General features: G+C 69.7%; 33 protein-coding genes and 1 pseudogene. 17 read left to right on the forward strand and 17 right to left on the reverse strand.

Annotated elements, in window-relative coordinates; translation table 11 throughout:
- Nucleotides 1-53 precede the first annotated feature (53 nt).
- The 3 genes from hisD to hisB are packed head-to-tail and all read left to right on the forward strand — an operon-like array spanning nt 54 to nt 3072.
- Nucleotides 54-1379 carry a histidinol dehydrogenase gene (gene hisD / locus ACIHAO_RS22480; RefSeq protein ID WP_396560696.1) on the forward strand — a complete coding sequence of 442 codons (1326 nt, stop codon included), beginning with the start codon at nt 54-56 and terminating at the stop codon, nt 1377-1379.
- A complete protein-coding gene (locus ACIHAO_RS22485; RefSeq protein WP_396560698.1) occupies nt 1376-2476 on the forward strand; it encodes a histidinol-phosphate transaminase in 1101 nt (366 codons plus the stop codon). Before hisD ends, ACIHAO_RS22485 begins: the two co-directional genes overlap by 4 nt.
- On the forward strand, nt 2473-3072 hold the full coding sequence (hisB, locus tag ACIHAO_RS22490) for an imidazoleglycerol-phosphate dehydratase HisB (RefSeq protein WP_005155296.1): 600 nt from the start codon (nt 2473-2475) through the stop codon (nt 3070-3072). The genes ACIHAO_RS22485 and hisB overlap by 4 nt, the downstream gene beginning before the upstream one ends.
- Here hisB and ACIHAO_RS22495 read toward each other — a convergent pair.
- The 3 genes from ACIHAO_RS22495 to ACIHAO_RS22505 are packed head-to-tail and all read right to left on the reverse strand — an operon-like array spanning nt 3069 to nt 4494.
- Nucleotides 3069-3683, reverse strand: a complete 615-nt coding sequence (locus tag ACIHAO_RS22495) for a dihydrofolate reductase family protein (protein ID WP_396560700.1) — start codon at nt 3681-3683, stop codon at nt 3069-3071. The two genes, hisB and ACIHAO_RS22495, sit on opposite strands and share 4 nt — an antisense overlap.
- Entirely contained in the window at nt 3683-4153 is a 471-nt protein-coding gene (locus tag ACIHAO_RS22500) for an SRPBCC domain-containing protein (protein ID WP_396560702.1), read from the reverse strand. Before ACIHAO_RS22500 ends, ACIHAO_RS22495 begins: the two co-directional genes overlap by 1 nt.
- 2 nt (nt 4154-4155) lie before the next feature.
- On the reverse strand, nt 4156-4494 hold the full coding sequence (locus ACIHAO_RS22505) for an ArsR/SmtB family transcription factor (protein WP_396560704.1): 339 nt from the start codon (nt 4492-4494) through the stop codon (nt 4156-4158).
- A gap of 87 nt (nt 4495-4581) precedes the next feature.
- On the opposite strand from ACIHAO_RS22505, the gene ACIHAO_RS22510 reads away from it, so the two are divergent.
- From ACIHAO_RS22510 to ACIHAO_RS22520, 3 genes and pseudogenes are all read left to right on the forward strand, one after another.
- Nucleotides 4582-4737 (forward strand): hypothetical protein, encoded by a 156-nt coding sequence (locus ACIHAO_RS22510; RefSeq protein ID WP_016335988.1) that lies wholly within the window; start codon nt 4582-4584, stop codon nt 4735-4737.
- 56 nt (nt 4738-4793) lie between these two features.
- Entirely contained in the window at nt 4794-5348 is a 555-nt protein-coding gene (locus ACIHAO_RS22515; protein ID WP_396560706.1) for an NADAR family protein, read from the forward strand.
- Between the two features lie 72 nt (nt 5349-5420).
- A pseudogene (locus tag ACIHAO_RS22520) lies at nt 5421-5645 on the forward strand (transposase); the annotation flags it as partial.
- Between the two features lie 24 nt (nt 5646-5669).
- On the opposite strand, the gene ACIHAO_RS22525 reads toward ACIHAO_RS22520, so the two are convergent.
- Both ACIHAO_RS22525 and ACIHAO_RS22530 read right to left on the reverse strand, forming a co-directional pair.
- Entirely contained in the window at nt 5670-6617 is a 948-nt protein-coding gene (locus ACIHAO_RS22525) for a cold-shock protein (protein ID WP_396560708.1), read from the reverse strand.
- 242 nt (nt 6618-6859) lie between these two features.
- Nucleotides 6860-9040, reverse strand: coding sequence for an MMPL family transporter (locus ACIHAO_RS22530; RefSeq protein ID WP_396560710.1), 2181 nt, complete (start codon nt 9038-9040; stop codon nt 6860-6862).
- Nucleotides 9041-9200: 160 nt separating this feature from the next.
- Here ACIHAO_RS22530 and ACIHAO_RS22535 point away from each other — a divergent pair, with 160 nt between their 5' ends.
- Both ACIHAO_RS22535 and ACIHAO_RS22540 read left to right on the forward strand, forming a co-directional pair.
- Nucleotides 9201-9770, forward strand: coding sequence for a TetR/AcrR family transcriptional regulator (locus ACIHAO_RS22535; protein ID WP_396560712.1), 570 nt, complete (start codon nt 9201-9203; stop codon nt 9768-9770).
- A 46-nt stretch (nt 9771-9816) separates the two neighbouring features.
- Nucleotides 9817-10689 carry a hypothetical protein gene (locus ACIHAO_RS22540; protein ID WP_396560714.1) on the forward strand — a complete coding sequence of 291 codons (873 nt, stop codon included), beginning with the start codon at nt 9817-9819 and terminating at the stop codon, nt 10687-10689.
- 160 nt (nt 10690-10849) lie between these two features.
- Here the strand turns inward: ACIHAO_RS22540 and ACIHAO_RS22545 are convergent, their stop codons facing one another.
- Nucleotides 10850-11398, reverse strand: a complete 549-nt coding sequence (locus ACIHAO_RS22545) for an RNA 2'-phosphotransferase (protein WP_396560716.1) — start codon at nt 11396-11398, stop codon at nt 10850-10852.
- A gap of 46 nt (nt 11399-11444) precedes the next feature.
- Nucleotides 11445-11906 (reverse strand): redox-sensitive transcriptional activator SoxR, encoded by a 462-nt coding sequence (soxR, locus tag ACIHAO_RS22550; protein WP_125789651.1) that lies wholly within the window; start codon nt 11904-11906, stop codon nt 11445-11447.
- 52 nt (nt 11907-11958) lie between these two features.
- Here soxR and ACIHAO_RS22555 point away from each other — a divergent pair, with 52 nt between their 5' ends.
- From ACIHAO_RS22555 to ACIHAO_RS22565, 3 genes are read left to right on the forward strand one after another with little or no spacing between them, the layout of a single operon-like run.
- The gene (locus tag ACIHAO_RS22555) at nt 11959-12651 is read left to right on the forward strand and encodes a transketolase (RefSeq protein WP_396560718.1); all 693 of its coding nucleotides are present in this window, start codon (nt 11959-11961) and stop codon (nt 12649-12651) included.
- A gap of 4 nt (nt 12652-12655) precedes the next feature.
- Nucleotides 12656-13546 (forward strand): transketolase family protein, encoded by an 891-nt coding sequence (locus ACIHAO_RS22560; protein ID WP_396560720.1) that lies wholly within the window; start codon nt 12656-12658, stop codon nt 13544-13546.
- Nucleotides 13547-13556: 10 nt separating this feature from the next.
- Nucleotides 13557-13973 (forward strand): NUDIX hydrolase, encoded by a 417-nt coding sequence (locus ACIHAO_RS22565; protein WP_125789648.1) that lies wholly within the window; start codon nt 13557-13559, stop codon nt 13971-13973.
- Nucleotides 13974-13986: 13 nt separating this feature from the next.
- Here ACIHAO_RS22565 and ACIHAO_RS22570 read toward each other — a convergent pair whose 3' ends face one another.
- Nucleotides 13987-15159: an acyl-CoA dehydrogenase family protein gene (locus ACIHAO_RS22570; RefSeq protein ID WP_396560722.1), complete on the reverse strand. Its 1173-nt coding sequence runs from the start codon at nt 15157-15159 to the stop codon at nt 13987-13989.
- A gap of 72 nt (nt 15160-15231) precedes the next feature.
- Nucleotides 15232-15411, reverse strand: coding sequence for a hypothetical protein (locus ACIHAO_RS22575; RefSeq protein ID WP_396560723.1), 180 nt, complete (start codon nt 15409-15411; stop codon nt 15232-15234).
- Between the two features lie 135 nt (nt 15412-15546).
- Here ACIHAO_RS22575 and hisH point away from each other — a divergent pair, with 135 nt between their 5' ends.
- The 3 genes from hisH to ACIHAO_RS22590 all read left to right on the forward strand — a co-directional run bounded on the left by hisH (nt 15547) and on the right by ACIHAO_RS22590 (nt 17349).
- Nucleotides 15547-16170, forward strand: a complete 624-nt coding sequence (gene hisH, locus ACIHAO_RS22580; RefSeq protein ID WP_396560929.1) for an imidazole glycerol phosphate synthase subunit HisH — start codon at nt 15547-15549, stop codon at nt 16168-16170.
- Nucleotides 16171-16179: 9 nt separating this feature from the next.
- Nucleotides 16180-16917 carry a bifunctional 1-(5-phosphoribosyl)-5-((5-phosphoribosylamino)methylideneamino)imidazole-4-carboxamide isomerase/phosphoribosylanthranilate isomerase PriA gene (priA, locus tag ACIHAO_RS22585; RefSeq protein ID WP_007029948.1) on the forward strand — a complete coding sequence of 246 codons (738 nt, stop codon included), beginning with the start codon at nt 16180-16182 and terminating at the stop codon, nt 16915-16917.
- 78 nt (nt 16918-16995) lie between these two features.
- A complete protein-coding gene (locus ACIHAO_RS22590; RefSeq protein WP_396560724.1) occupies nt 16996-17349 on the forward strand; it encodes a DUF1330 domain-containing protein in 354 nt (117 codons plus the stop codon).
- Nucleotides 17350-17690: 341 nt separating this feature from the next.
- Here ACIHAO_RS22590 and ACIHAO_RS22595 read toward each other — a convergent pair whose 3' ends face one another.
- From ACIHAO_RS22595 to ACIHAO_RS22630, 8 genes are read right to left on the reverse strand one after another with little or no spacing between them, the layout of a single operon-like run.
- Entirely contained in the window at nt 17691-18077 is a 387-nt protein-coding gene (locus ACIHAO_RS22595; protein ID WP_396560726.1) for a PPOX class F420-dependent oxidoreductase, read from the reverse strand.
- Between the two features lie 25 nt (nt 18078-18102).
- On the reverse strand, nt 18103-18837 hold the full coding sequence (locus ACIHAO_RS22600) for an ABC transporter permease (protein ID WP_396560728.1): 735 nt from the start codon (nt 18835-18837) through the stop codon (nt 18103-18105).
- A complete protein-coding gene (locus ACIHAO_RS22605; RefSeq protein ID WP_396560730.1) occupies nt 18834-19556 on the reverse strand; it encodes an ABC transporter ATP-binding protein in 723 nt (240 codons plus the stop codon). Before ACIHAO_RS22605 ends, ACIHAO_RS22600 begins: the two co-directional genes overlap by 4 nt.
- Before the next feature lie 49 nt (nt 19557-19605).
- Nucleotides 19606-20166 (reverse strand): putative glycolipid-binding domain-containing protein, encoded by a 561-nt coding sequence (locus ACIHAO_RS22610; RefSeq protein WP_396560732.1) that lies wholly within the window; start codon nt 20164-20166, stop codon nt 19606-19608.
- Nucleotides 20163-21086 carry an NADP-dependent oxidoreductase gene (locus ACIHAO_RS22615; RefSeq protein ID WP_396560734.1) on the reverse strand — a complete coding sequence of 308 codons (924 nt, stop codon included), beginning with the start codon at nt 21084-21086 and terminating at the stop codon, nt 20163-20165. The genes ACIHAO_RS22610 and ACIHAO_RS22615 overlap by 4 nt, the downstream gene beginning before the upstream one ends.
- Before the next feature lie 28 nt (nt 21087-21114).
- On the reverse strand, nt 21115-22113 hold the full coding sequence (locus tag ACIHAO_RS22620; RefSeq protein WP_396560736.1) for a hypothetical protein: 999 nt from the start codon (nt 22111-22113) through the stop codon (nt 21115-21117).
- Nucleotides 22110-22619 carry a SigE family RNA polymerase sigma factor gene (locus ACIHAO_RS22625; protein WP_396560738.1) on the reverse strand — a complete coding sequence of 170 codons (510 nt, stop codon included), beginning with the start codon at nt 22617-22619 and terminating at the stop codon, nt 22110-22112. Before ACIHAO_RS22625 ends, ACIHAO_RS22620 begins: the two co-directional genes overlap by 4 nt.
- Before the next feature lie 27 nt (nt 22620-22646).
- Nucleotides 22647-23273 (reverse strand): TetR family transcriptional regulator, encoded by a 627-nt coding sequence (locus tag ACIHAO_RS22630; RefSeq protein ID WP_396560740.1) that lies wholly within the window; start codon nt 23271-23273, stop codon nt 22647-22649.
- A 39-nt stretch (nt 23274-23312) separates the two neighbouring features.
- Between ACIHAO_RS22630 and hisF the strand changes: the two genes are divergently transcribed.
- From hisF to hisI, 3 genes are read left to right on the forward strand one after another with little or no spacing between them, the layout of a single operon-like run.
- Nucleotides 23313-24086, forward strand: a complete 774-nt coding sequence (gene hisF / locus ACIHAO_RS22635) for an imidazole glycerol phosphate synthase subunit HisF (protein ID WP_396560742.1) — start codon at nt 23313-23315, stop codon at nt 24084-24086.
- A complete protein-coding gene (locus ACIHAO_RS22640) occupies nt 24083-24472 on the forward strand; it encodes a hypothetical protein (RefSeq protein ID WP_396560744.1) in 390 nt (129 codons plus the stop codon). The genes hisF and ACIHAO_RS22640 overlap by 4 nt, the downstream gene beginning before the upstream one ends.
- Nucleotides 24462-24818 (forward strand): phosphoribosyl-AMP cyclohydrolase, encoded by a 357-nt coding sequence (gene hisI, locus ACIHAO_RS22645; RefSeq protein ID WP_396560746.1) that lies wholly within the window; start codon nt 24462-24464, stop codon nt 24816-24818. Before ACIHAO_RS22640 ends, hisI begins: the two co-directional genes overlap by 11 nt.
- The last annotated feature ends 1 nt before the right edge of the window (nt 24819 follow it).

Raw genomic sequence — 24819 nt, forward strand, 5'->3', positions numbered from 1 at the left:
ACCACCCCAGTGTGCCTGCTCGGGGCGATCGGGCCACCTCGTACCCTTGACTCATGCTGAACCGTACCGACCTGCGTGGACAGGTCCCGTCCGTTGCCGAACTCAGGAGCACGCTCCCGCGTGCCGAGTACGACGTGGACGCGGCGCTGCATCACGTACGGCCGGTGGTCGAGGCGGTCCGCGATCGCGGCGTCGAGGCGGTTCTCGAGTACACCGAGAAGTTCGACAAGGTCCGCCCTGGCGGTGTGCGGGTCGCCGCCGCGGAGCTCACCGGCGCGCTCGAGAACCTGGATCCGGCCGTCCGGGAGGCGCTGGAGGAGTCGATCGTCCGCGCACGGAAGGTCCACGGTGATCAGCGCCGTCAGGACGTCACGACCGAGGTCGTCGACGGCGGCACCGTCACCGAGCGCTGGATCCCGGTGGAACGCGTCGGGCTGTACGCGCCGGGCGGGCTCGCCGTGTACCCCTCGACCGTGGTGATGAACGTCGTCCCGGCGCAGATCGCCGGCGTCGGCACGCTCGTGCTGTGCTCGCCGCCGCAGGCCGCGTTCGGCGGGCTCCCGCACCCGACGATCCTGGCCGCGGCCGAACTGCTCGGCGTCGACGAGGTGTGGGCCGTCGGCGGCGCGCAGGCCGTCGCGCTGCTCGCGTACGGCGGAACCGACACCGACGGCACGACGCTGGAGCCGGTCGACATCGTCACCGGACCGGGCAACATCTACCTCACCGCGGCGAAGCGGATGCTGCGCGGCATCATCGGCATCGACTCGGAGGCGGGCCCGACCGAGATCGCGATCCTCGCCGACGAGACCGCCGACCCGGTGCACGTCGCCGCCGACCTGATCAGCCAGGCCGAGCACGACCCGCTCGCCGCGAGCGTGCTGGTCACCACGTCCGAGGGGCTCGCGGACGCCGTCGACAAGGAACTGACCGGCCGCGTGGCCGCGACCAAGCACGCCGAGCGGGTGACGGAGGCCTTGAGCGGCAAGCAGTCCGGCATCATCCTCGTGTCCACCATGGACGACGGGATCCGCGTCGTCGACGCGTATGCCGCGGAGCACCTGGAGATCCAGACCGCGGACGCGCGTTCGGTGGCGGCCCGCGTGCGCAACGCGGGCGCGATCTTCGTCGGCGCGTACGCGCCCGTTTCGCTCGGCGACTACTGCGCCGGGTCGAACCACGTCCTGCCCACCGGCGGGTTCGCACGGCACTCGTCCGGCCTTTCGGTGCAGAGTTTCCTCAAGGGCGTGCACGTCGTCGACTACAGCCAGGACGCGCTGCGCGAGATCGCCGGCCGCGTCGTCGCGCTGGCGAACGCCGAGGATCTGCCCGCGCACGGCGAGGCCATCACGGCGCGGTTCGAAGGGGAGCGGGCATGAGCATCGGCGAGGAGATCACGCTCGACGCGCTCCCGCTGCGCGAGGACCTGCGGGGCAAGACCCCGTACGGCGCGCCGCAGCTCGACGTGCCGATCCGGCTCAACACCAACGAAAACCCGTACCCGCCGCCGGACGCGCTGGTGGCCGACGTCGCCGAGGCCGTCCGCGCCGAAGCCGCTTCGCTGCACCGCTACCCGGATCGCGACGCCGTCGCGCTGCGCCAGGACCTCGCGGACTACCTCGCGGTGTCCACCGGCGTGCTGGTGTCGGAGTCGAACGTGTGGGCCGCCAACGGATCCAACGAGATCCTGCAGCAGATCCTGCAGGCATTCGGCGGCCCCGGCCGCTCGGCGCTGGGCTTCGAACCGTCGTACTCGATGCACCCGATCATCTCGGCGGGCACCCGCACCGACTGGCTGCCGGTGCCGCGTCGCGGCGATTTCACACTCGACACCGAGAGGGCGGCGGCGCTGGTGCGCGAACGCCGTCCGGACATCGTCTTCGTGACCAGCCCGAACAACCCGACCGGCGGGTCGATCCCGTTCGGCGAGCTGCGCGGCCTGCTCGAAGCGGCGCCGGGCATCGTGGTGGTCGACGAGGCGTACGCGGAGTTCTCGTCGCAGCCGAGCGCCATCGAGCTTCTCGAGGAGTACCCGGCGAAGCTGATCGTGTCACGCACGATGAGCAAGGCGTTCGCTTTCGCGGGAGGGCGGCTCGGGTATCTCGCGGCCGCGCCCGCGATCGTCGACGCGCTGCAGCTGGTGCGGCTGCCGTACCACCTCTCGAAGCTCACGCAGGCCGCCGCGCGCGCCGCGCTGCGGCACGCGGACGCCACGCTCGCCTCGGTCGCCAAACTCGCGGCCGAACGCGACCGGGTGGTGGAAGCGTTGCTGGGCTTGGGATTCACGCCGGTCCCGAGCGACGCGAACTTCGTCCTCTTCGGACGGTTCGCGGACGCGCCCGCGACCTGGAAGTCCTATTTGGACAACGGCGTGCTGATCAGGGACGTCGGCATCGAGGGGCACCTGCGGGTGACCATCGGGACGCCGGAAGAGAACGACGCCTTTCTCGAGGCCAGCAAGGAGGTGCCGCGATGAGTCGCGTCGGCAAGGTGGATCGCACCACCAGGGAATCGTCCATTTCGGTCCAGCTCGACCTGGACGGCACGGGACAGGTGGAGATCGACACCGGTGTCCCGTTCTACGACCACATGCTCACCGCGTTCGGTGTGCACGGCTCGCTCGACCTCAAGGTGCAGGCGACCGGTGACGTGCACATCGACGCGCACCACACCGTCGAGGACACCGCGATCGTGCTCGGCCAGGCGCTGCGGCAGGCGCTCGGCGACAAGAGCGGCATCCGCCGGTTCGGCGACGCGTGGATCCCGATGGACGAAACCCTCGCGCACGCCGCGATCGACGTCTCCGGGCGCCCGTACTGCGTGCACCTCGGCGAGCCGGAGCAGTTCAACAGCTTCACCATCGGCGGGAACTACCCGTTCGTGCTGACGCGGCACGTGTTCGACTCGCTGTCGTTCCACGCGCAGATCGCGCTGCACGTGCGGGTGCTGCACGGCCGCGACCCGCACCACATCGCGGAGGCCGAGTACAAGGCCGTCGCGCGTGCGCTGCGTGCCGCCACCGAGCCGGACCCGCGGGCGGGCGGCATCCCGTCCACGAAGGGCGTCCTCTAGCCCCGCCGCAATTCGTCATCTGGATGCGCGGATGCCGCATCCAGATGACGAATTGCGTTGTAGGTGTTGAGGAGCACGCCGGACGGGGTCGCGGTGGTGCCGGCGAACTCCAAGGACTGTGCCGGGGTTCCGTCCGCGAAGAAACGCTTGCCCGTGCCCAACAAGAGCGGATAGACGGCCAGCACGACTTCGTCCGCGAGGCCGTGTTCGAGCAGTGCCGAGGTCAGCGTGGAGCTGCCCGAGAGGACGAGGTCCGGGCCGTCCTGCGCCTTGATGTGGCGGACGCCTTCGACGAGGTCGGGTCCGACACCCTCGAACGGGCCCCATTTCAGGCTTTCCGGCCGATGGGTGACGACGTACTTCGTCGCCGCCTTGAGCCGGTCCGCGAGCGGGTCGCTCGGCGCGTCCGGCCAGTACTCCGACCAGATGTCGTAGGTGCGACGGCCGAGCAGCAGGTCGAAGCTTTCGGTGTGCGCGGCCATGATGGTCTCGCGGCCTTCGGGCGTCCGGTAGGGCATGTTCCAGCCGCTGTACGGGAAGCCGTTCTCATCGGCGGAGTGCTGGATCACGCCGTCGAGCGTGACGTGCTCGATGATCTTGAGCTTTCTCATCACGCCTCCAGCAGTGCGTCGAGTTGGGGCATCGCGGCGCGGAAGCCTTCTTCCATCCCCGGGATCGTCTTCTCCATGGCTTCGATACTGGAAAACCGGGTCACGTGGATCAGCCGTGAGCCCGTCGGTGTCGTCTCGAAGGTGAACGTCATCGAGGACGGCATGTTCTCGTCCGCGGCGTTGTCTTCACCGTCTTCCGCTTCGAACGAGTCGATGGGGTTCACCGCGGTGAACTTCCACGAGTTGGCCCATTTCTCCCCGTTCGGCCCGGACAGGAAGTACTCGGCGCGGCCACCGACCCGGAAATCGTGATGGGTGAAGGTGGCGGGCGCGAAAGGCGGCCCCCAAAAGCGCTCGAGTTGCCGTGGATCGGCCCAAGCCTCCCAAAGGCGTTGTCGCGAAACGGGGAAATCCGCCACAAGGGTGAGGCTGAGCTGTTCGGGGTCTTTGGTGACCGAGGTGATCGGCATCGTCAGTTTCCTTCCCGCAGGACCTCGTCGAGTTGCGCCACACGTTGGCGCCAAAGGACTTCGTAGGAGTCGAGAAGTTCGCCGGCCCGCTGGAGCCGCGCGCGGTCGGTCGAGACCAGTTGTTCACGACCGTTGGCCCGTTTGCGCACCAGACCAGCGCGCTCCAGCACGGCGACGTGCTTCTGCACGGCGGCGAAACTCATTTCGTACCGCGCGGCGAGCTCGGACACCGACGGCGCTTCCGCGATCGCCCGCGCCAGGATGTCGCGGCGCGTGCCGTCGGCCAAGGCGCGGAAGAGCTGGTTGAGCGACTCCTCGCTCTCCTTCAGAAGTACAACCATATGGTTGTACGTTAGCCGCGTCCGGCCACGAGGGCAAGGCCCGGCCCGGCGCGGTCGCGGCGGCGGACGTGTGGCAGGGTGGCGGTCGTGAGTAACACGACCATCGCTGTGCTGCTGTTCGCGCTCGGCGGCTTCCTGATCGGCGGCGTCTACGCGACCTGGAAGAGCGTCAAGTTCATGGCCGTCGTGCTGGGAATCGGCGCGCTGCTGGCCATCGGTGGCGCCATCGCCTGGCTCGCCTGAGCGCTGCCGCGGTAATTCGGCTGCGCGCCGCGACGACGGCGAGCATGCTGTCCGGCATGTCCGGAAACCCGCGCTCGGTCGCCGAGGTCGTCCGGCTCCAGCGATCGGGGAGCCGCGTCAAGTTCCTGTTCTTCTGGGGCCATCAGCCCCGGCGTGACGGCACGGTCGGGCCGGAATGCTTCAGCCAGTGGTGGCCAGCCCGGTTCGCCGCCGACGGCGAAACCTTCTCGACGGCCGAGCACTACATGATGTGGCGCAAAGCGGTTCTGTTCGACGACGCCGAGAGTGCGGCGCGAATCCTCGGCGCCCGGCACCCGCGTGAGGCCAAGGCGCTGGGCCGCGAAGTGCGGGGATTCGAGCAGGGCCGCTGGGAAGACGAGCGCTACGGCATCGTCCTCGACGGAACGATCGCGAAGTTCGGGCAGCACCCGGAACTGCGCGACTTCCTGCTCGGAACCAAGAATCGTGTGCTGGTCGAGGCCAGCCCGCTCGACGCCATCTGGGGGATCGGGCTCGCCACCGACCACCCGCAGGTCGAGAACGCGGAACGCTGGCGCGGCCTGAACCTGCTCGGCTTCGCACTGGGAGAGGCTCGCGCCGCGCTCGCCTGAGTACGTGGTCTCAAACCTTAAGGGTGTGTCACTGCGTAGCCTGCCGGTCCCGGTCGTCGATCGTGGGCAGTCGTGGCGAAGACGACGCAGCGGCGGCGGGTCGAAGACCGGCTCTGGGAGCTGATCGAACCCCTGATCCCGTCCCGACCGGCGCCGCGCGGTCCGGGTGGGCGGCCCCGGATCGATGACCGTGCCGCGCTGGAGGGGATCTTGTTCGTGCTCGACACCGGCTGCCGCTGGCGAGACCTACCCGAGCAGCTCGGATGCGGGTCCGGGCACACCGCGTGGCGGCGGTTACCAGCCATCGGCGGGGCCGCCTCTTCAGAGGCGTTCGATGCGGTCGGCCTGCGGGCCCCGGTCGCTGTGACGCACCGTGTACCGGACCCGGTCACCCTTCTGCAGCGGCTCCGACCCCACGATCACGGACACGTGGGCGAAGAGATCGTCGCCGCCTGCGTCCGGGGTGATGAAGCCGAAGCCGCGGTCGTCGTCGTAGCGCGCGACGACGCCCTCGCCGCCTCGTACGGGCACGTCCTGCGCCGCCGGCCCCGCGGCCGCGGCAGGTGCCGACCGCTGCGGCGCCGTCTGGGGCTCGGTGCCCCGGACCAGGTGCACGTCGCGGGCCTGCGGGCCCTTGTCTCCACTAGCCACCTCGTAGGCGACGCGGTCGCCCTCCGCGAGCCACGTCAGCCCCTCGGCCAGGGCGCGGGCGTGAACGAAGACGTCCCCGGCGCCGGAGTCGGGGTTGATGAAGCCGAAGCCCTTGTCCTCGTCGTACCAGGCCACCGTGCCGTCGGCACCGTCCGCGATACCAGCCGCAGCGGGTGAGCCGGCCCCTGCTCCCAGCGGGATCACGTGCTCGGCCTGCGGGCCGCGCTCGCCTTCGACGATCAGGAAGGCCACCCGCTGCCCCTCGGTGACCACGCCGCCGGTCACGATGGCGGAGCTGTGCACGAAGATGTCGGCGCCGCCGCCGTCCGGCGACGCGAAGCCGTACCCCTTGCCCGGCTCGTACCAGTTGACGGTGCCGAGCAGGCCCACGGCGCTGCCGGTGGCCGCATCGGCGGTGACGCGAACGCGCAGCGCCTGGGGCCCGCGGTCGTTCTCGCCGACCTCGAACACGACGGCCTGACCCTCACGGAGCAGTTTCGCGCCGCCGTCCCCGACGATCTCGGAGGCGTGCACGAACACGTCCGGCGAGCCGTCCTCGGGCGCGAGGAAGCCGAAACCCCGTTCGGCGTCGAACCAGCGGACGGTCCCTTGTGGCATAAAAGGCTCCAGGTCGAGAGGGCGGGCACTGGCCCCCAGTCTCTCTGACAGACCTCCGGTCCGTCGGACCGGGCCCACAGGCGGGCGGTACGGAGCCAGGGGCGGGCCGTTGGTTCACCTAGCGACACGCCGAGTTTCGAGACCAGGTCTTGTTGAGGGGTAAGGCAAAGGTGGCGTGTTGCGAAAGCCACTTTCGCAACGTTGAAGGTTGCGAAAGTGGCTTTCGCAACCTTCAACGGCGCCTACTTCGAGGCGTCGACCAGCTCCCGCTCGTCAGGCGCGTCCAGCTGCTTCGCGAGCTTCTCGCCTTCGACGTCGACGTCCGGCAGCACCCGGTCCAGCCACTTCGGCAGCCACCAGGCACCGCGTCCGAGCAGGGACATCAGGGCCGGCACGATGGTCATCCGGACCACGAACGCGTCGACGAGCACGCCGAAGGCCAGCGCGAACCCGATCGACTGGATCAGCGAAGACTCCGCGAGGACGAATCCGGCGAACACGCTGATCATGATCAGCGCGGCGGCGACCACGACGCGGGAGCCGTGCCGGAAGCCGGTGACCATCGCCTGCTGCGGGTCGGCGCCGTGGACGTATTCCTCCCGCATCCGCGTCACCAGGAACACCTGGTAGTCCATCGCGAGCCCGAACAGCACACCGATCAGCAGGATCGGCAGCATGCTCATGATCGGCCCGGTCGTCTTCACCCCGAGCAGGTCGGTGAGCCAGCCCCACTGGAACACCGCCACCACGGCGCCGAACGTCGCGACCACGGAGCCGAGGAAGCCGAGCGTCGCCTTCAGCGGGACCACGATCGACCGGAACACCAGCATCAGCAACAGGAACGCGAGCCCGACGATCAGCGCGAGATAGGGCAGCATCGCGTCGGCGAGTTTCTCCGAGACGTCGATGTTGGCCGCGGTCTGGCCGGTCACCGCCAGCGACGCGCCGGTGGCCGTGCCCAGTTTCGTGTTCAGGCCGCGGATGTCGCTGACGAGGTCTTCGGTCGCGGTGCTGCTCGGGCCGCTCTTCGGGATGACGGTCAGCAGCGCCAGGTCACCGTCCCGGTTGACCTTCGGCGGCGTGACGATCGGGCGTTCGGGGAGGCCGCCGATGTCCGCGGCCGCCTGCTGTAGCGCGGCCTGGCGGTCAGAGCTGCCCGCGAGGTCGACGACGATCACGAGCGGCCCGTTCGCGCCTTCGCCGAAGCTGCGGGCGACGGTGTCGTAGGCCTTGCGCTGGGTGGTGTCCGGCGCGGCGGTGCTGTCGTTCGGCAGGCCGAGCTGCATGCTCGCGGCCGGGACGGCGACGATCGCGAGCCCGGCGATCGCGGCGATCAGCACCGGGATCCGGTGGCGGGCCACGAAACGTGCCCAGCGCTCGCCGTGCGTCGTCGCGTTTTCCTTGCGGCGCAAGCGGATCTTGCCGCCCGCCAGTTTGCCGCCCGCGAACCCGAGGATGGCGGGCAGCAGGGTCAGCGCGATGACGACCGCGATGGCGACGGTGATCGCCGCGGCGACGCCCATCTCGCCGAGGAACGGGATGCCGACGACGGTCAGGCCGGCCAGCGCGATGATCACGGTCAGCCCGGCGAACACCACGGCGGAGCCCGCCGTACCGGTGGCTCGTCCGGCGGCTTCCTCCGGATCTCGGCCGATCGTCAGTTCGTGTCGATAGCGGGAGACGATGAAGAGCGCGTAGTCGATGCCGACGGCGAGGCCGATCATCAGCGCGAGCACCGGCGTGTTCGTGTTCAGTTCGAGGAAACCGGACGCCGTCGTGATGCCCGCCATGCCGATGCCGACGCCGATGAGCGCGGTCAGCAGCGGGATCCCGGCCGCGAGCAGCGAACCGAAGGTGATGATCAGGACGACGGCGGCGACCGCGACACCGAGGCCTTCGGTGGCGTTCGTGGCGGGCATCGCCTGGACGGCGTCACCGCCGAATTCCACCGTGTACCCGGCGGCCTTGGCGGAATCCGCCGCGGCCATCAGGCCGTCGCGGTCGGCGTCGGTGAGCTCGAAGCCCGGCACGCGGTAGCTGACCTGGGCCAGTGCCACGTGCTTGTCGGGCGAGATCGCCTGCGCCTGCAGCGGGTCGACCACGCCGGCGACCTTCGGCGCGTCCTTGAGTCCGGTGACGAGACGCGCGATGGCCGCCTGTCCGCCGGCGTCGGTGATGTCACCGGGTGTCGAGATGACGACACGCGCGGTCGCGCCGCCGGCGGCGGCTTCCGGGAATCGGTCGGCGAGCTGGTCGATCGCCTTCTGCGATTCGGTGCCGGGGATGGTCACCGAGTTCGAAAGCTGGCCGGACAGCGTCAGCGCTCCCGCGCCGAGGGCCACCAGGAGGACGGCCCACACCGCCGTCACCAGTGCCCGGCGCCGGAACGAGAACCGGCCCAGTCGGTACAGGAAGCTGGCCACGAAAGTCTCCCGTTCACTCGTTCAGGTTCATTCCAAGCTAGCCGATCGGCTAGGGCGCTACAAGCCGATCGGCAAGTGTGTGACTAGCCGCACGGCTAGTACTCGTTTGGCTCGGGGGGCTCGCTTGACGTAACCTCCGACGGCTGAACGAGGAGGGAACATGGACGTCGTCCAGGCGGAGGACACCCGCACGCGGCTACTGCGCACGGCGTTGGGGTTGTTCACCGAACACGGCGTGGAAGGCACCTCGCTGCAGATGATCGCCGACGCGCTGGGGGTCACCAAGGCGGCGGTCTACTACCACTTCAAGACGAAGGCGGAGATCACCGAATCCGTCGCCGAACCCGTGCTGAGCGAGCTGGAGGGCATCGTCGACGACGCCCGCGCCCAGCGCACCCGGGGCGCGCAGATCGACCATCTGCTGGACGGCTTCGTCGACCTCGTGGTGCGCCACCGGGCGCTGGTCGCCCTGTTCTCCAGCGACCCCGGTATCGCGCGGGCGGTCGAAAAGTCCGTCCACCGCTCGGAAAGCTTCAAGAACCGGCTGCTGGAAATCCTGGCGGGCCCGGAGCCGGACGTGCTGGGGATGGTCACGGCGCAGGTGCTCCTCGCCGGTATCGCCCTCGCCGGCGGCTCGCCCGAGGTCGCCTCGCTCGACGACGAGACGCTGCGCGAAACGCTCCTCAGCGTCGGCCGCAAGCTCTACAACCGCCCGCGCCGCCGCTCGTGACCGATGTGTTCAAGCCGGCCGCCGCGATCCGCGCGATGCTGACGGCATGAACATCGATCTGAAGACGGCGGCCACGTTCATGGCCACCCAGGCCCGGCTGCTGGACAGGCGGCGTTTCGAGGTCCTCTTCCGCGATGGCGACCCGGCGGCGGCGCTCGCCGCGCTGGAGGGGTACCGCAATCCCGACGGCGGCTACGGCCACGGGCTCGAACCCGACTGCCGCTCGGCGACCAGCCAGCCCGGTGGCGCGCTGCACGCTTTCGAGGTCTTCGCCGACATCGGCCCGGCGACCAGCCCGCGCGCGGCCGAACTCTGCGACTGGCTCGCCTCGATCTCCCTGCCCGACGGCGGGATCCCGTTCGCGTCGCCGATGCCGGATCCCTTCGGCAGCGCGCCGTTCTGGGCGAACGCGGATCCGTCGGTCTCGTCGCTGCAGATCACCGCGATCGTCGCGGTCACCGCGCATCGCGTCGCGGCGCACGATCCCGCGGTCGCCGCGCATCCCTGGCTCGCGAAGGCCACGCGCTACTGCGTCGACGAGATCGAGAAGCTCGACGAGGCGCCGCACGCGCTCGTGCTCGCCTTCGCGATGAAGCTGGTGGACGCGCTCGGCGACACGCGACTGGTCGGGAAACTCGGCCGGTTCGTCCCGGACGACGGCGTGCTCGCCGTCGGCGGCGGGATCGAGGGCGAGGCCATGCGCCCGCTCGACTTCGCGCCGGAACCCGGCGGCCCGGCGCGGAAGCTCTTCCGGCCGGAGGTCGTCGAGGCGGAACTGCGGCGGGTGGCAGACGGGCAGCACGACGACGGCGGCTGGCGGGTCGACTACACGAGCTATTCGCCCGCCGCCGCGCTGGAGTGGAACGGGTTGTTCACCGTGGCCACGTTGTCGCTTCTGCGGAACAACGGCTTGGTCTAGGCCGTGCCCGGTAAGTCATGTTCGTGGTCTTCGCGCCCAGGCGGTCCCTGACGGCACGGGCGGATGCGGCCGAGTACGACCCGGTACGAGGCCGATCCGCCCGCACCGTCAGGAACCACCTGGATCACGAAGCCCATCGAACAGACTCACAGGACACGGCCTAGGCGAGCCTGCGCAGGAACTCCGGCGGAACGGCGGCGGTGAGCCAGACGCCGTTCGCGCTCACCTGGAATTCGTGTCCGGCCGCGGACATTCGCCGGGCGTCCACGGCGAGCAGCACCGGGGCACCGCGGCGCGCCCCGACGGTCCGCGCGGTGTCCACGGTCGCCGAGAGGTGCACGGCGTGCCGTTTCATCGGCCGGAGTCCCTCGTACATGATCGCGTCGAGGAAGCGGGCCACGGTGCCGTGATAGAGCACGTCCGGCGGGATGGCGGCGGGCAGCGCGAGGTCGACGGCGACGCTGTGTCCCTGGCTCGCGCGGATCCGCAGCCCGTCGTCATCGAAGGCGAAGCGTCGTTTGTCGTTGCCCTCGACCACTTCGTCGAGTTCGGCGCGGGTGAGGTCCAAGCCGTTGCGCCGCAAGGCGGCCAGGAGCGTGTCGACTTCGACCCAGCCGTCGGGGGTCAGGGTGATCCCGATGTCGCCGGGAGCGTGCCGAAGATGCCGTGAGAGCCGTTTCGAGGCTCGGATGAGGTGTTTCTTGTCCATTTCGCGTCCCAGTGACGCACATCCGGCCCCCGCGTGGCAACGGAATTCAGATGCCGCCTTCGGAGGCCGGGCGCAGTTTCCCCGCGCCGGGGCCGAATCGGGACATCTGGTCGTCGGCGTTGTAGAGCCCGCAGCTGCGCAGGGAAAGGCACCCGCAGCCGACGCACCCGGTCAGCCTGTCGCGCAGGCGCTGCAACGCGTCGATCCGCGCGTCGAGTTCGTCCTGCCAGCCCCGCGAGAGGCGGGCCCAGTCGGCTTTGGTGGGGGCGTGGTCCCTGGGTAGGGTCTCCAGTGCCGCGCTGATGTCGTCCAGGCTGAGGCCGACCCGCTGCGCGGCACGGATGAAGGCGATCCGGCGCAGCACCGAACGCGGATACCGCCGTTGGTTGCCCGCCGAACGCTCCGAGCTGATCAGCCCTTTGTCCTCGTAGAAACGCAAAGCCGTATGGGGCACGCCGCTGCGGTCGGCGACCTGCCCGATGCTCAGGTGTTCAGCCAGTCTCGTCACGTCGCCAGGCTAGCCTTGACTTCGACCTAAGTCGAGGTTGCAACCTCGGTTCATGACCACAGACATCAAGACCGGCTACGAGGATCTGCCGAGGCTGATCTCGTTGATGACCGGGGACGAGAAGCACCAGGCCGCCGCGGAGTCCACTGTGGACGTCTTGTGGGTGCTCTACGACCGTGTGCTCGACATCACCCCGGAGAACCTCCGCGATCCGGGCCGGGACCGCTTCCTGCTGTCGAAGGGGCACGGCCCGATGGCCTACTACGCGGTGTTGACGAAGAAGGGCTTCATCCGGGAGGAAGAACTCGCCGACTGGACTTCGGCCGAGTCCCGGCTCGGTCACCATCCCGATCGGGCGCGGCTTCCCGGCGCCGAGATCTCCAGCGGTTCGCTCGGGCACGGGCTCCCGCTGGCCATCGGTACCGTGTTCGGCCTGCGCGCCAAGGGATTCCGTGACGCCAAGGTCGTCACCCTCGTCGGCGACGCGGAACTCGACGAGGGCTCCAACGCCGAGGCCATCGCGATCGCGGGCCGCATCGGCATGCCGCAGCTGACCGCCGTCGTCATCGACAACTCCTCGGCCACGCACGGCTGGCCCGGCGGGCTCGCGCGCCGGTTCGAGGTCGAGGGCTGGACCACCCGCACCGTCGACGGCCGTGATCACGAAGCGCTCTACGAAGCCTTCACCACACCCCATCCGGACCGGCCGCTCGCCGTGGTCGCGACCGTCGAGCGAAAGGCCTGAACCCGTGAACATGCGCGAAACGTTCCTCCGCGCCACCGCCGAGGTCCTCGACGCCGATCCGAACGTCGCCGTCGTGCTCGCCGACATCTCGGCGGCGCAACTCGCCTTCGCCGCCCGGAAACATCCCGACCGGGTGCTCAACGTCGGCATCCGCGAACAGCTGATGATGAGCACCGCGGGCGGGCTGGCACTGGCCGGGATGCGCCCGATCGTCCACACCTTCTCGTCCTTCCTCGTCGAGCGGGCGTTCGAACAGGTCAAACTCGACCTCGGGCATCAGGACGTCGGCGCCGTGCTGGTGTCCTCGGGCGCGTCCTACGACATGCCGACCGCCGGGCGGACACATCAGGCGCCCGGCGACGTCGCCCTCATCGACACGCTGCCGGGCTGGACCGTGCACGTGCCGGGGCATCCCGAGGAAGCCCGGCGGCTGCTGCTCGAGTCCATCCCCGGCAACGGGCGGGTGTACCTCCGGCTTTCCGCGCAGGAGAACGAGAAACCGCATCTGGGCGCGGGCATGCGAACGCTGCGGGAAGGCAGCCGGGGTGTAGTGGTGGCAGTCGGGCCGATGCTCGACAGGGCACTGGAAGCGACCGCCGATCTCGACCTGACCGTGCTCTACACCTCGACCGTCCGGCCGTTCGACGCCGCCGGGCTGCGCTCGGCCGTCGAGGCCACGGGGAGCACCGACATCGTGCTGATCGAGCCGTACCTCGCGGGGACATCGGCGCACGCGGTGTCGGAGGCTTTGCCCGAAACGCCGCATCGGCTGCTCTCACTCGGCGTCCGGCGCGACGCGGAGGTACGGATCTACGGCGAAATGGCCGATCACGACCTCGCGCACGGCCTCGACGCCGGCTCGATCACCTTGTCCGTCAAGGAATTCCTCCGCTAGCGTCAGCGGGATGACGAAGATCCGCGCGCTGGCGCTCGGGGTGATCCGCCGCGGCGAAGACCTTCTCGTGTTCGAAGGCCGCGACCACGCCAAAGGCGAGACCTACCACCGCCCGCTCGGCGGCGGGATCGAGTTCGGGGAGACCGCCGCCGAGGCGCTGCACCGCGAATTCCAGGAGGAACTCGCGGCGGAGCTGACCTCGGTCGAGCAGATCGCCGTACTGGAGAACGTGCACGTCTACGAAGGCAGGCCAGGACACGAGATCGTGTTCCTGTTCACCGCCGACCTGACGGACAAGGCGTTCTACGAGCGCGACGAAGTCGGCGTGGTGCTCGACGACGGCGCGCGCGTGCACTGGCTGCCGATGGCCGACGTGGCGAGCGGCAAGGCGATCCTGTACCCGGCCGGACTCGCGGAACTCCTCTGAACAGGCGCGGAGGTCAGCGGAAGGCGGCGAGCCCGGTGACCGACTGGCCGAGCGAGAGCGCGTGCATCTCTTCGGTGCCCTCGTAGGTCAGCACGGTTTCGAGGTTCGACATATGCCGCATCACCGGGTACTCCAGCGAGATCCCGTTGGCGCCGAGCATGGCGCGCGCGGTCCTGGCGACCTCCAGCGCGGAGCGGACGTTGGCGAGCTTGCCGAAGCTGACGTGGTTGTGATGCAGCGTGCCGGCGTCCTTGAGCCGCCCGATCCGCAGCGCGACCAGCCCGGCGCGGTTGACCTCGACGACGAGGTCGGCGAGCTTGCGCTGGGTGAGCTGGAACCCGGCCAGCGGCTTGCCGAACTGCTCCCGGCTCAGCGTGTACTCCAGCGCGGATTCGTAGCAGGAACGAGCGGCGCCGACGACACCGAACAGGATCCCGTAGCGCGCTTCGTTCAGACAGGACAGCGGACCGCGCAGCCCCCGGACCTCGGGGAACGCGGCCGACTCCGGCAGGCGGACGCCGTCGAGCACGAGTTCCGCGGTCAGCGAGGCCCGCAACGACAGCTTGTGCTTGACCTCGTTCGCGGTGAAGCCCGGGGTGCCCGTGGGGACGACGAAACCGCGCACGCCTTCGTCGGTCTGCGCCCAGACGACCGCGACGTCGGCCACGGTTCCGTTCGTGATCCACATCTTCGTGCCGCTCAGCACCCAGTCCGAGCCGTCGCGCACGGCGCGTGTCCGCATGCTGCCGGGGTCGCTGCCGGCGTCCGGCTCGGTCAGGCCGAAGCAGCCGAGCGCCTCACCCGCGGCCATCCGCGGCAGCCACTCCCGCTTGTGCTCCTCGGTGCCCCATTTGTGGATCGCGTACATCGCCAGCGAACCCTGCACCGACACGAAGCTGCGCAGCCCGGAGTCGACGGCCTCCAGTTCGCGGCAGGCGATGCCGTAGGCGACGGCGCTGGTCCCGGCGCAGCCGTAACCCTCCAGATGCATGCCGAGCAGCCCGAGCTGCCCGAATCCCTTGGCGAGGTCGGCGGCGGGCAGGGCACCCGTCTCGTACCACTCGGCGACGTTCGGCAGGAGCTGGTCCTGCGCGTAGGCGCGCACGGCGTCACGCATGGCCCGGTCCTCGGCGGAGAGCTCGGCGTCGAGATCGAGGAAGTCGCGCGGATCCGGGCTGCTGCTCATGCGGTCACTCCTGGTCGGCTCGGTGGGGCATCTTCCCAAGAAGAAAACCACACACCTGACCGGAGTCGAGTGTCAACGATCGCGCCATCCGGTGGTCTTCGTCACCTGAACCGATGCGGTGGCCGTGCGAGCGGGGGCGGAGCGCCGCTTCTGCGCCGGGATCAGCAGCTCCGCGAAGGTAGGGAAAGGCACACTCTCGATGTCTTCGCGCCAAGCGCGAAGCAGGCAGGTCAGGTCGTCGGCGTCCTGCATCGTTCCTCCATCCGTGCAGGGCGGTCCAGCGCCGACCCTTCACTCGGAGTCGCTAGTACCCAGAAGAGTGAAGGTCGAAACGGGGAATCCGCGGAAAATCCGGTCCGCTAACCTGGACGGGTGGCTAATCCTCGCGTGGTGATCCTGGACTACGGGTCCGGCAACCTCCGGTCCGCCGAACGCGCTGTCCAGCGCGCCGGCGCGGACGTCGAGGTCACCGCCGACCCCCATGCCGCGCTCGAGGCCGACGGCCTGGTCGTTCCCGGTGTCGGCGCCTTCTCCGCCTGCATGGACGGGCTTCGCTCGGTGTCGGGGGAGAAGATCATCGGCAAGCGCCTCTCCGGCGGCCGTCCGGTGCTGGGCATCTGCGTCGGCATGCAGATCCTGTTCGAACGCGGGGTCGAACACGGCGTGGCGGCCGAAGGTGCCGGCGAGTGGCCGGGCACGGTCGACAAACTGGAGGCCGACGTCCTGCCGCACATGGGCTGGAACACCGTCCGCGCCCCGGCGGACTCGCGGCTGTTCGCCGGTCTCGACGCGGACACGCGCTTCTACTTCGTGCACTCCTACGCGGCGCGGACCTGGGAACTGGACTCCGGCCTCGCCGGGCAGCAACCCAAGGTGACCTGGGCGAACCACGGTCAGGACTTCGTCGCCGCCGTCGAGAACGGGCCGCTGTGGGCGACGCAGTTCCACCCGGAGAAGTCCGGTGACGCCGGGGCGCACCTGCTGCGCAACTGGCTGAACACCCTCGCTTAGAGTGGGCGCGTGACTTTCACGCTCCTTCCCGCCGTTGATGTGGCCGATGGCCAGGCCGTGCGACTCGTCCAGGGCGAGGCCGGCACCGAAACCTCCTATGGCAGCCCGCTGGAGGCGGCGCTCGCCTGGCAGCGTGACGGTGCGGAGTGGATCCATCTGGTGGACCTCGACGCCGCCTTCGGCAAGGGCTCCAACCGTGAACTGCTCGCCGACGTCGTGGCGAAACTGGACGTCCAGGTGGAGCTGTCCGGGGGCATCCGCGACGACGCCTCGCTGGAGGCCGCGCTGGCCACCGGCGCCCGCCGGGTCAACCTCGGCACCGCGGCGCTCGAGGACCCGGAGTGGACCGCGAAGGTCGTCTCCTCCTACGGCGACCGCGTCGCCATCGGGCTGGACGTGCGGATCACCGAGGCCGGGCACCGGCTGTCCGCCCGCGGCTGGACGCAGGACGGCGGCGACCTCTGGGAGGTCCTCGACCGGCTCGACCGCGACGGCGCGCAGCGCTACGTCGTCACCGACGTGAGCAAGGACGGCACCCTCCAGGGCCCGAACATCGACCTGCTCCGCGAGGTCGCCGCCCGCACCGACGCGCCGGTCATCGCCTCCGGTGGCGTGTCCAGTGTGGACGATCTCCGCGCGCTGGCCGCGCTGGCCCGCGACGGTGTCGAGGGCTCCATCGTCGGCAAGGCGCTCTACGCCGGCGCGTTCACACTGCCCGAGGCGCTCGCCGCCGTCGCGGAGTTCTGAGCTTTACCTCCCGGGTAATCGACGCCACCCGCCCGTTCGGTCAGGATTCCTTCCAGGACACCAAACCTGGAGGGAATCATGACCGCCTACGGACTCGCCCACCTGCGTCCCGCCGCCGTACTCGCCGAAGAGGTCTTCGAGTACCTGGAACGGATCCAGGCCACGCTCGATCCTTTCGGCGGCCGGTTCCTCGTGCACGGAGCCGAGGTGCGGGTCGTCGAGGGGGAGTGGCCCGGGTCGCTGGTGATGATCGAGTTCCCGAGCCTCGACGCCGCTCGCGAGTGGTACGACTCGCCCGCGTACCGGGAGATCCTGCACCTGCGCGCGGACCACATCCCCGGCGACCTGATCCTGGTGGAGGGGTGCGGCCCGGACCACGACTCGGCGGCGATGGCGGCGGGATTGCGGGCGTTGCAGGCCCAAGCCTCGTGACGCCGTCGTCCGAGTGTCATGAAGGGTCCCTTTGAGACGATGAACGTCTCAAAGGGACCCTTCACGACATCCCCACGACCGCGAAAACTCACGTGAGCGCCTGACTGGAGTCAGTCAAGCCTTCAAGGCCGGCCGGCGAGGTCACAGCCGTCCCACTGTCACCAACGATCACATCTGACGGTAGCGAAAGCCTCCTTCACTACCGTCAGAGTATGCAAGGAGGCCCTCACTACCAGAAGAACGCGTACGCGGAAGCGACACCGGCCCCGCGCCACAACACGTTTGACTTTCCCTCAATAAAAACACTGGTGACGGTTCTGACCGTCCTGGCCACTCATGAGCTAGCCCGTCAGCTTGATCGCGATTCCCACGGTCCGGTCCTTCGGCCCCCGCAGCCTGCTGAAGAACATCGTCACCCGCCCGGTGAGCCCGTACTTGCGCGCGATCACCTTGCGCACGCGTTCGGTTTCGTCGAGGTCCAGCAGCCGCGCCTCGCCCGGGATGACGTCGCCGTGGGTGTTGTTGCCGCGGAAGTCGCAGGCCTGGACCTCGACCCGGCCACTGTTGCGGATGCGCTTGACCTTGCCCGCCTTGCGCTCGGACCAGAGCACCAGTTCGCCGCCGTCGCCCGCCGCCCAGACCGGGGTCGGCACCGGGGTGCCGTTCTTGCGGAAGGTGGTCAGGACGACGTACTTCTCGGCGGCGATCCGCTCGAACTCCGATCCCATGTGAAGAGTCTAGGTTGTTTCAGGGCTAGGGCGTCCGGCGCCGCAAGGTCGCCGCGCCGAGGACCAGCGCGGCCAGGGCGCACGCCCCGACGATGATCAGGTTCCGGATCAGCGTCGCGTCCACGGTGCCCGAGGTGGTGACCCGCGTCAGCGCCTCGACGGCGTACGAAAGCGGCATGACGTCCGAGAGCCGGTTCAGCAGCCAGCCCATCTGGCCGCGCGGCACGAACAGTCCGCACAGCAGGATCTGCGGCAGCACGAACAGCGGCATGAACTGCACCGCCTGGAATTCCGTCCGCGCGAACGCGCTCACGAACAGGCCGAGCGCCATCCCGAGGAGCGCGTCGAGGACGGCGATGAGCAGCAGCATCCCGATCGACCCCGCGATGTCGAGGCCCAGCCAGGCGAGCGAGATCCCGGCCGCGAGGCCGACTTGGACGATCGCGATCGAACCGAACGCGATGGCGTAGCCGAAAAGCAGGTCCAGCCTGCCGATCGGCAGGGTCATCAGCCGTTCCAGGGTGGCCGTGGTGCGCTCGCGCAGCGTGGTGATCGAGGTGATCAGGAACATGATCAAGAACGGGAAGACGCCGAGCAGTGCCGGGGCGACGCGGCTGAACACCGCTTCGGAGTTGAAGACGAACCGAAGCAGCACCATCAGCAGCGACGGGACGACGATCAGCATCGCGACGGTGCGCGGATCGTGCCGTAACTGCAGGAGGATGCGGCGGGCCGTGGCGAGCGTCAGCGAGGGGTTCACGAGGTCATCTCCGTCTCCCGGACGAGCCGCAGGAACGCCTGCTCCAGATCGGTCGTCCCGGTGCGTTCGCGCAGCCCGGCAGGGGTGTCGTCGGCGAGGACCCGGCCCTCGCGCATGAGCAGCAGGCGGTCGCATCGCGCCGCCTCGTCCATGACGTGGCTGGACACGAGCAGTGTCGCCCCGCCGTCGGCGAGACGACGGAAGAGCACCCAGAGTTCGTCGCGGAGCACGGGATCGAGGCCGACGGTGGGTTCGTCGAGGACGAGCAGTTCGGGTTTCCCGAGCAGTGCGACGGCGAGGTTGGCACGGTTGTGCTGCCCGCCCGACAGTGAGCCGACCAGCTTGCCCGCGTGGTCGGCCAGTCCGACTTCGGCGATCACCCTGTCCACATCGGACAACGGCGCGCGAAGGACGGATGCGAAGTAGCGCAACGCTTCCGCGATGGTGAGGTCGGCGTAGATTGCCGGGTTCTGGGTGGCGTAGCCGATGAGCCGCCGCAGCGGCGGGCTGCCCGCGGGATGGCCGAGCACGGTGATCTCGCCGCCGTCGACGATCTGCACGCCGACGATCGACCGCATCAGCGTCGTCTTGCCGCAGCCGCTCGGCCCGAGCAGACCGGTGATACGGCCACGCGGCGTCTGGAACGCGATGTCCTTGACGACTTCGCGGCCGCCGCGGACGACCCTCAGTCCCGTCACGGAGATCGCTGAATTAGCCATGCGTTTAATTCTGCGCCCGTTGAGAAGCGTGAGTCAAGGGGCGCGTGTTTCAGGACTGCCTGACGGCGATGCCCGGGTAGTCGACGACGAGCAGGTGTTCGTCGTAGCGCAGTACGCAGGAGAAGTCGAAAACCGGTGCCGTATAGGCGAATTCGCGGTCGGCGATCCGCTCGTAGCGCTGTTCGAGCCGTTCCACGGCGAGGTCGCCCGCCCGGACGTACACGGCGGGCGCCTCGGCGGCGGCGTCCAGTGCGAGGCCGAGCCGGTGCACCGGCAGCGTGTTCGTCATCGACGAGGACTCGAGGTCCACGTCGAGACAGCCGTCGAGGCGTGGGTCCGGGACGCCGTCCACCCGCCATCGCCCGTCACCGCCGGTTTCCAGCACCGTGCGCCGGATGCCGGTCGCCGACCGGCCGGAGATCTCCGCCCGCCTCGTATGCCAGGCGGCGTCGACGATGATCGAGTACTCGACGATCCAGGATTCCCCGTCCTCGACCGCCGTCGTCGCCCCGCTGATCTTCCAGCCGCCTTCGTGTTCCTGGAAGAACGAGACCTCGAAGCCGGTCCTCGACTCCCGGTGCAGCCAGCTCGCCGCCGCGGGAAGGCTCACGGCACCAGGACGAGCTTGCCCCGGACGTGCCCCGCTTCGCTCTCGTCCTGGGCCGCGGCCGCTTCGGCGAGCGGGTAGACCCTGGCGATCGGCAGGTCGAGCTTGCCTTCGGCGGCGAGTGCGGCCCCTTCGTCCAGTGCGCCGGGGACCTGCTCGGCCGGGGAACCGGAGGTGAAGCGGACGCCGTGATCGGCCGCGTCCGGCGCGGCGATGGTGACGACGCGCTTCGGGCCGCCGGTCAGTTCGACGAGGGTGGCGAGCGAGCCGCGTCCGGAGGTGTCGAAGGACGCGTCGATGCCCTGCGGCGCGACGTCGCGTACGCGTTCTGCGAGCCCTTCGCCGTACTGCACGGGGACGGCGCCCAGTGAACGCAGGTAGTCGTGGTTCGCTTCGCTCGCGGTGCCCACGACAGTGAGCCCGCGCGCGACCGCGAGCTGGACGGCGATGGTGCCGACGCCGCCCGCCGCGCCGTCGATGAGCAGCGTCTCGCCCTCATGGAGATCCAGCAGGTTGAGGGCGCGATAAGCGGTACCGACGACCACGGGCAACGCCGCGGCGAGTTCCCAGGACAGCGCTTCCGGCTTGCGGGTCAGGCCCGCCGGATCCGCGAGGACGTACTCCGCGTACCCGCCGATACCCCTGCCGAGGACCTCGTCACCGGCCGCGAAGCCGGACACGCCTTCACCGACGGCGTCGATCACGCCGGCGACGTCCCCACCGGGAACGGCGGGGAACTCCGCCGGGTACACCTCGGCCAGCAGCCCGGAGCGGATCTTCCAGTCGATCGGGTTCACCCCTGCGGCCCGGACGGCGACCCTGACCTGGCCGGGGCCGGGTTCGGGAAGCTCCCGCTCGAGGACACGCAGGACCCCGGAGTCGCCGTATTCGGTGAACGCGATTGAGCGGTAGGTGTCCGTCATGCCGTCGACAACCTCCGCCCGCCCGTCACTATTCCGGCGGTTTCCCGAACCAGCCGTAGTCGCCGGGGACGATCTGCACGCTGTCGGCGACGTCGAGCAGGGCGGCCTTGTCTCGCTTGCCCGACACGGTGAGCCACCGCCCGCCTTCGAGCTGGACGGCGACCGTCGCGTTCTGATGGCCGAGTGCCCCCTCCCGGTCGGGCAGGTAGCTGCCGTCGCGGCCCCTCACCGTGACGGGAACCGGTTCCGCGCCGTCCGCTTCCGGCCGTTCGCCGCTGAGCGTCGCCGTGACCACCGCCGCCGCGGTGGGCTGCCCCGCCAGGGTGGCCTCCAGTTCGGTCGCGCCCCCGCTGATCTTCATGAACGTCTTCACCCCGGACAGTTCGAGACCGGCGGGCAGCCGCCCGAACCGCAGCTCACCCGAGACCCGGGCGCGATCGTCCCGGACCATCTCCTCGGCGATCCGCTCACCGACCGCGCGCGGGTCCTTGACGTCGGCGAGCTTCAAGGTCAGCACGTAGACGTCGTCGGGGGACCAGGTCAGCACCATCCCCTGGCCGGGGACCGCCACGGCCATGCCGACCCTGCCGCGCACGATGATCTGATCCGGCGCGGGCGCGATCGTCCACGGACCGGACCGCTCGCTCAACGGCGTGCTCGTCAGCTGGATCCGGCCGGATTCGCCGCCACCCCACTCCCGCGTCTGCGGTGCGGGATAGGGCTTCGCGGAGCGGCTCATCTCCGTGAAACCGTCGGGCAGCCAGCCGGGCTTGTACGGCAGCACCGCCCAATCGGCGTTGCGCTGCGCGGCCGGGGGAACCGCGGTGAAGGCCCGCAGGCCGAGCGGCACGCCGAGCGCGATGATCGCGACCGCCGCCGCGACCAGCGCCAAGGCCATCTTCGGCCTGCTTCGCGACCGTTGGGCCAGCACCTCGCGGATCTCGGCCCCGTCGGGCGCCCGCGTCGCCAGGTGTTCGAGGCTCTCCCGGAGCAGATCCTCGGTGCGTTCTTCACTCAGTCGGGTCATTTGCGGGCTCCCGTGGGCTGAACGGACGAGGACGGCCCGGTTTCCCGCAGCGTCGCGAGCGCGCGCGAAATCTGGCTGCGCACGGTCGACGTCGCGCAGCGGAGTACCGCGCCGATCTCCTCGTCGGAGTAGTTCTCGTAGTAGCGGAGCACGATCGCGGCGCGTTGTTTGCGCGGGAGCTTCGCGAGCCTGTCCAGCATCGCGTCGCGTTCGTCGTACTCGACGGCGTGATCGGAGACCGGCGGGCTGACGAGGTCGAGGACCTCGGGTGACGACGGCACCACCCGGCGGACCGCCGGCCGCCTCCGCCACGAGAGGTATTCGTTGGTCACCATCCGGCGGACGTACGTCGGCGGCGAGTCGATCTTCGGCCAGCGTTGCTGAGCGCGCAGCAGTACCTCCTGGACGATGTCCTGCGCCAGGTACGGATCGTCGGTCAGGACGGTCGCGTAGCGCAGGAGCCCGTCCAGGCGATCCGCGACGAACTCGTCGAAGGTCGCAGGCACGTGTCCCCCTCAGCCGATGGTCTCCCTCTAGTGACGCGCGAGCCCACCTGGCTGATGCATCGGGGGCCGGACTTTCTCGGCGCTTGGGGTCAGGTAGTACTGCGCGACCGGCGCCAGCATCGCGACGACCTCGTCGTCGGAGGCGGCGGCCAGCGGCGGGAGCCCGATGACGTGGCGCAGCAGCGCGAACCCGATCATCTGCGCGGCGACCCCGGCCACCCGGACCTTCGGCACCCCGCGCGCCTCGGCGACCCGCGCCAGCACCGCGCGTTCCAGGAACTGCCTCATCATGGTCGCGACCTGGTCGTTGGTGGTCGCGGACCGGATCATCGCCAGGAACGGCGCGCGGCCCTCCGGCGCCTGCCAGAGGCCGAGGAACGCGCGGACGAGACGCTCGCCGATCTCGTCCTCGGGGCCTTCGAGGATCCGGGGGACCAGTTCGCCGGGGTCGACCGGCAGGTTCATCGACGCGGCGAAGAGCCGTTGCTTGGTGCCGAAGAAGTGGTGCAGCAGCGCCGCGTTCACCCCGGCGTCGGCCGCGATGCCGCGGACGGTCGCCCCGTCGTAGCCCAGTTCGGCGAACCTGCGCCGTGCCGCGTCGAGGATCTCCTCCCGCGTCTCGGTCTGCCCCGGCCGCCGCCCCGCTTGTGCCATCCCGCGAGCTTAGAACGGCTCTTGACTACGCTTGTCCCCATGTCAGTCGCAGTCAGGGTCATCCCGTGTCTCGACGTCGACGCGGGCCGTGTGGTGAAGGGCGTCAACTTCGCCGACCTGCGCGACGCCGGCGACCCCGTCGAACTCGCGCGCCTGTACGACGCCGAGGGCGCGGACGAGCTCACGTTCCTCGACGTCACGGCGTCCTCCGGGGACCGTGAGACCACCTTCGACGTCGTCCGCCGGACCGCGGAGCAGGTGTTCATCCCGCTCACCGTCGGTGGTGGCGTGCGCACGAACGACGACGTCAACCGGCTGCTGCGCACCGGCGCGGACAAGGTGAGCATCAACACCGCCGCCATCGCGCGGCCGGAGTTCCTGCGCGAGGCGTCCCGCCGGTTCGGCGCGCAGTGCGTCGTGCTGTCGGTGGACGCGCGCCGGGTGCCGGAGGGCACCGACCCGACACCGTCCGGATTCGAGGTGACCACGCACGGCGGGCGCCGCGGTACCGGGATCGACGCCGTCGAGTGGGCCGCGCGCGGGGAAGAACTGGGCGTCGGCGAGATCCTGCTCAACTCGATGGACGCCGACGGCACCAAGAACGGTTTCGACCTCGAACTCCTGCGCCAGGTGCGCCGCGCGGTCCGCGTCCCGGTGATCGCCAGCGGCGGCGCCGGCGCGCTCGAGCACTTCCTGCCCGCCGTCGAGGCCGGTGCGGACGCGGTGCTCGCGGCCAGCGTGTTCCACTTCGGACAGTTGAAGATCGGCGAGGTCAAGGGCGCGCTGCGCGCCGGGGGGGTCGTGGTCCGGTGATGACGGCCAAGTGGAAGGCCGCCACCGAGGTCAAGGTCGTTTGCGCGCTGCTGATCGGGCTCGCCCTCGCCTACCTCGCGATGGCCGGGATCCTCATGTTCGCGCCGTACTCGTCCGCGCGGACGTTCCTGCTGCCGGGGACGTCGCTGGTCCTCGGCGGGCTCGTCGTGGCGGGGCTCGTGCTGAGGATGTCTTCGGCGCGGTTCGCCGGTTTCGGCGTCAGCTTCCTGTTCGCGTTGCTGCACGCGCTTTCCCTGCTCGCGGCGGAACTCTTCTGGGTGAAGATCGTGTCCGGGATCCTCTTCGCCGGTTACGTCTACACGGCGGTCCTGCTCAACTCGATGCCGGTGAAACGGCACCTTCTCGGAGCCACGAATGACGCTTGACCCCGCCCTCTCCGACCGCTTGAAGCGCAACGCCGACGGGCTGATCGCCGCCGTCGTCGTCGAACACTCCACATCGGACGTGCTGATGATGGCGTGGATGAACGACGAGGCACTGGAACGCACCCTCACGACGCGGCGCGGGACCTACTACTCGCGCAGCCGCGAGGAACTGTGGGCGAAGGGCGAGACCTCCGGCCACGTCCAGCACGTGCGCGAGGTGCGGATCGACTGCGACGGCGATACCGTCCTCCTGCGCGTCGACCAGACCGGCCCGGCCTGTCACACCGGCACGCACACCTGCTTCGACACCGACGAACGGCTGCTGCTGGCCGACGAGAGCGAGTAGC

The sequence above is a fragment of the Amycolatopsis sp. NPDC052450 genome, from assembly GCF_044547565.1.
Classification (GTDB): Bacteria; Actinomycetota; Actinomycetes; order Mycobacteriales; family Pseudonocardiaceae; genus Amycolatopsis.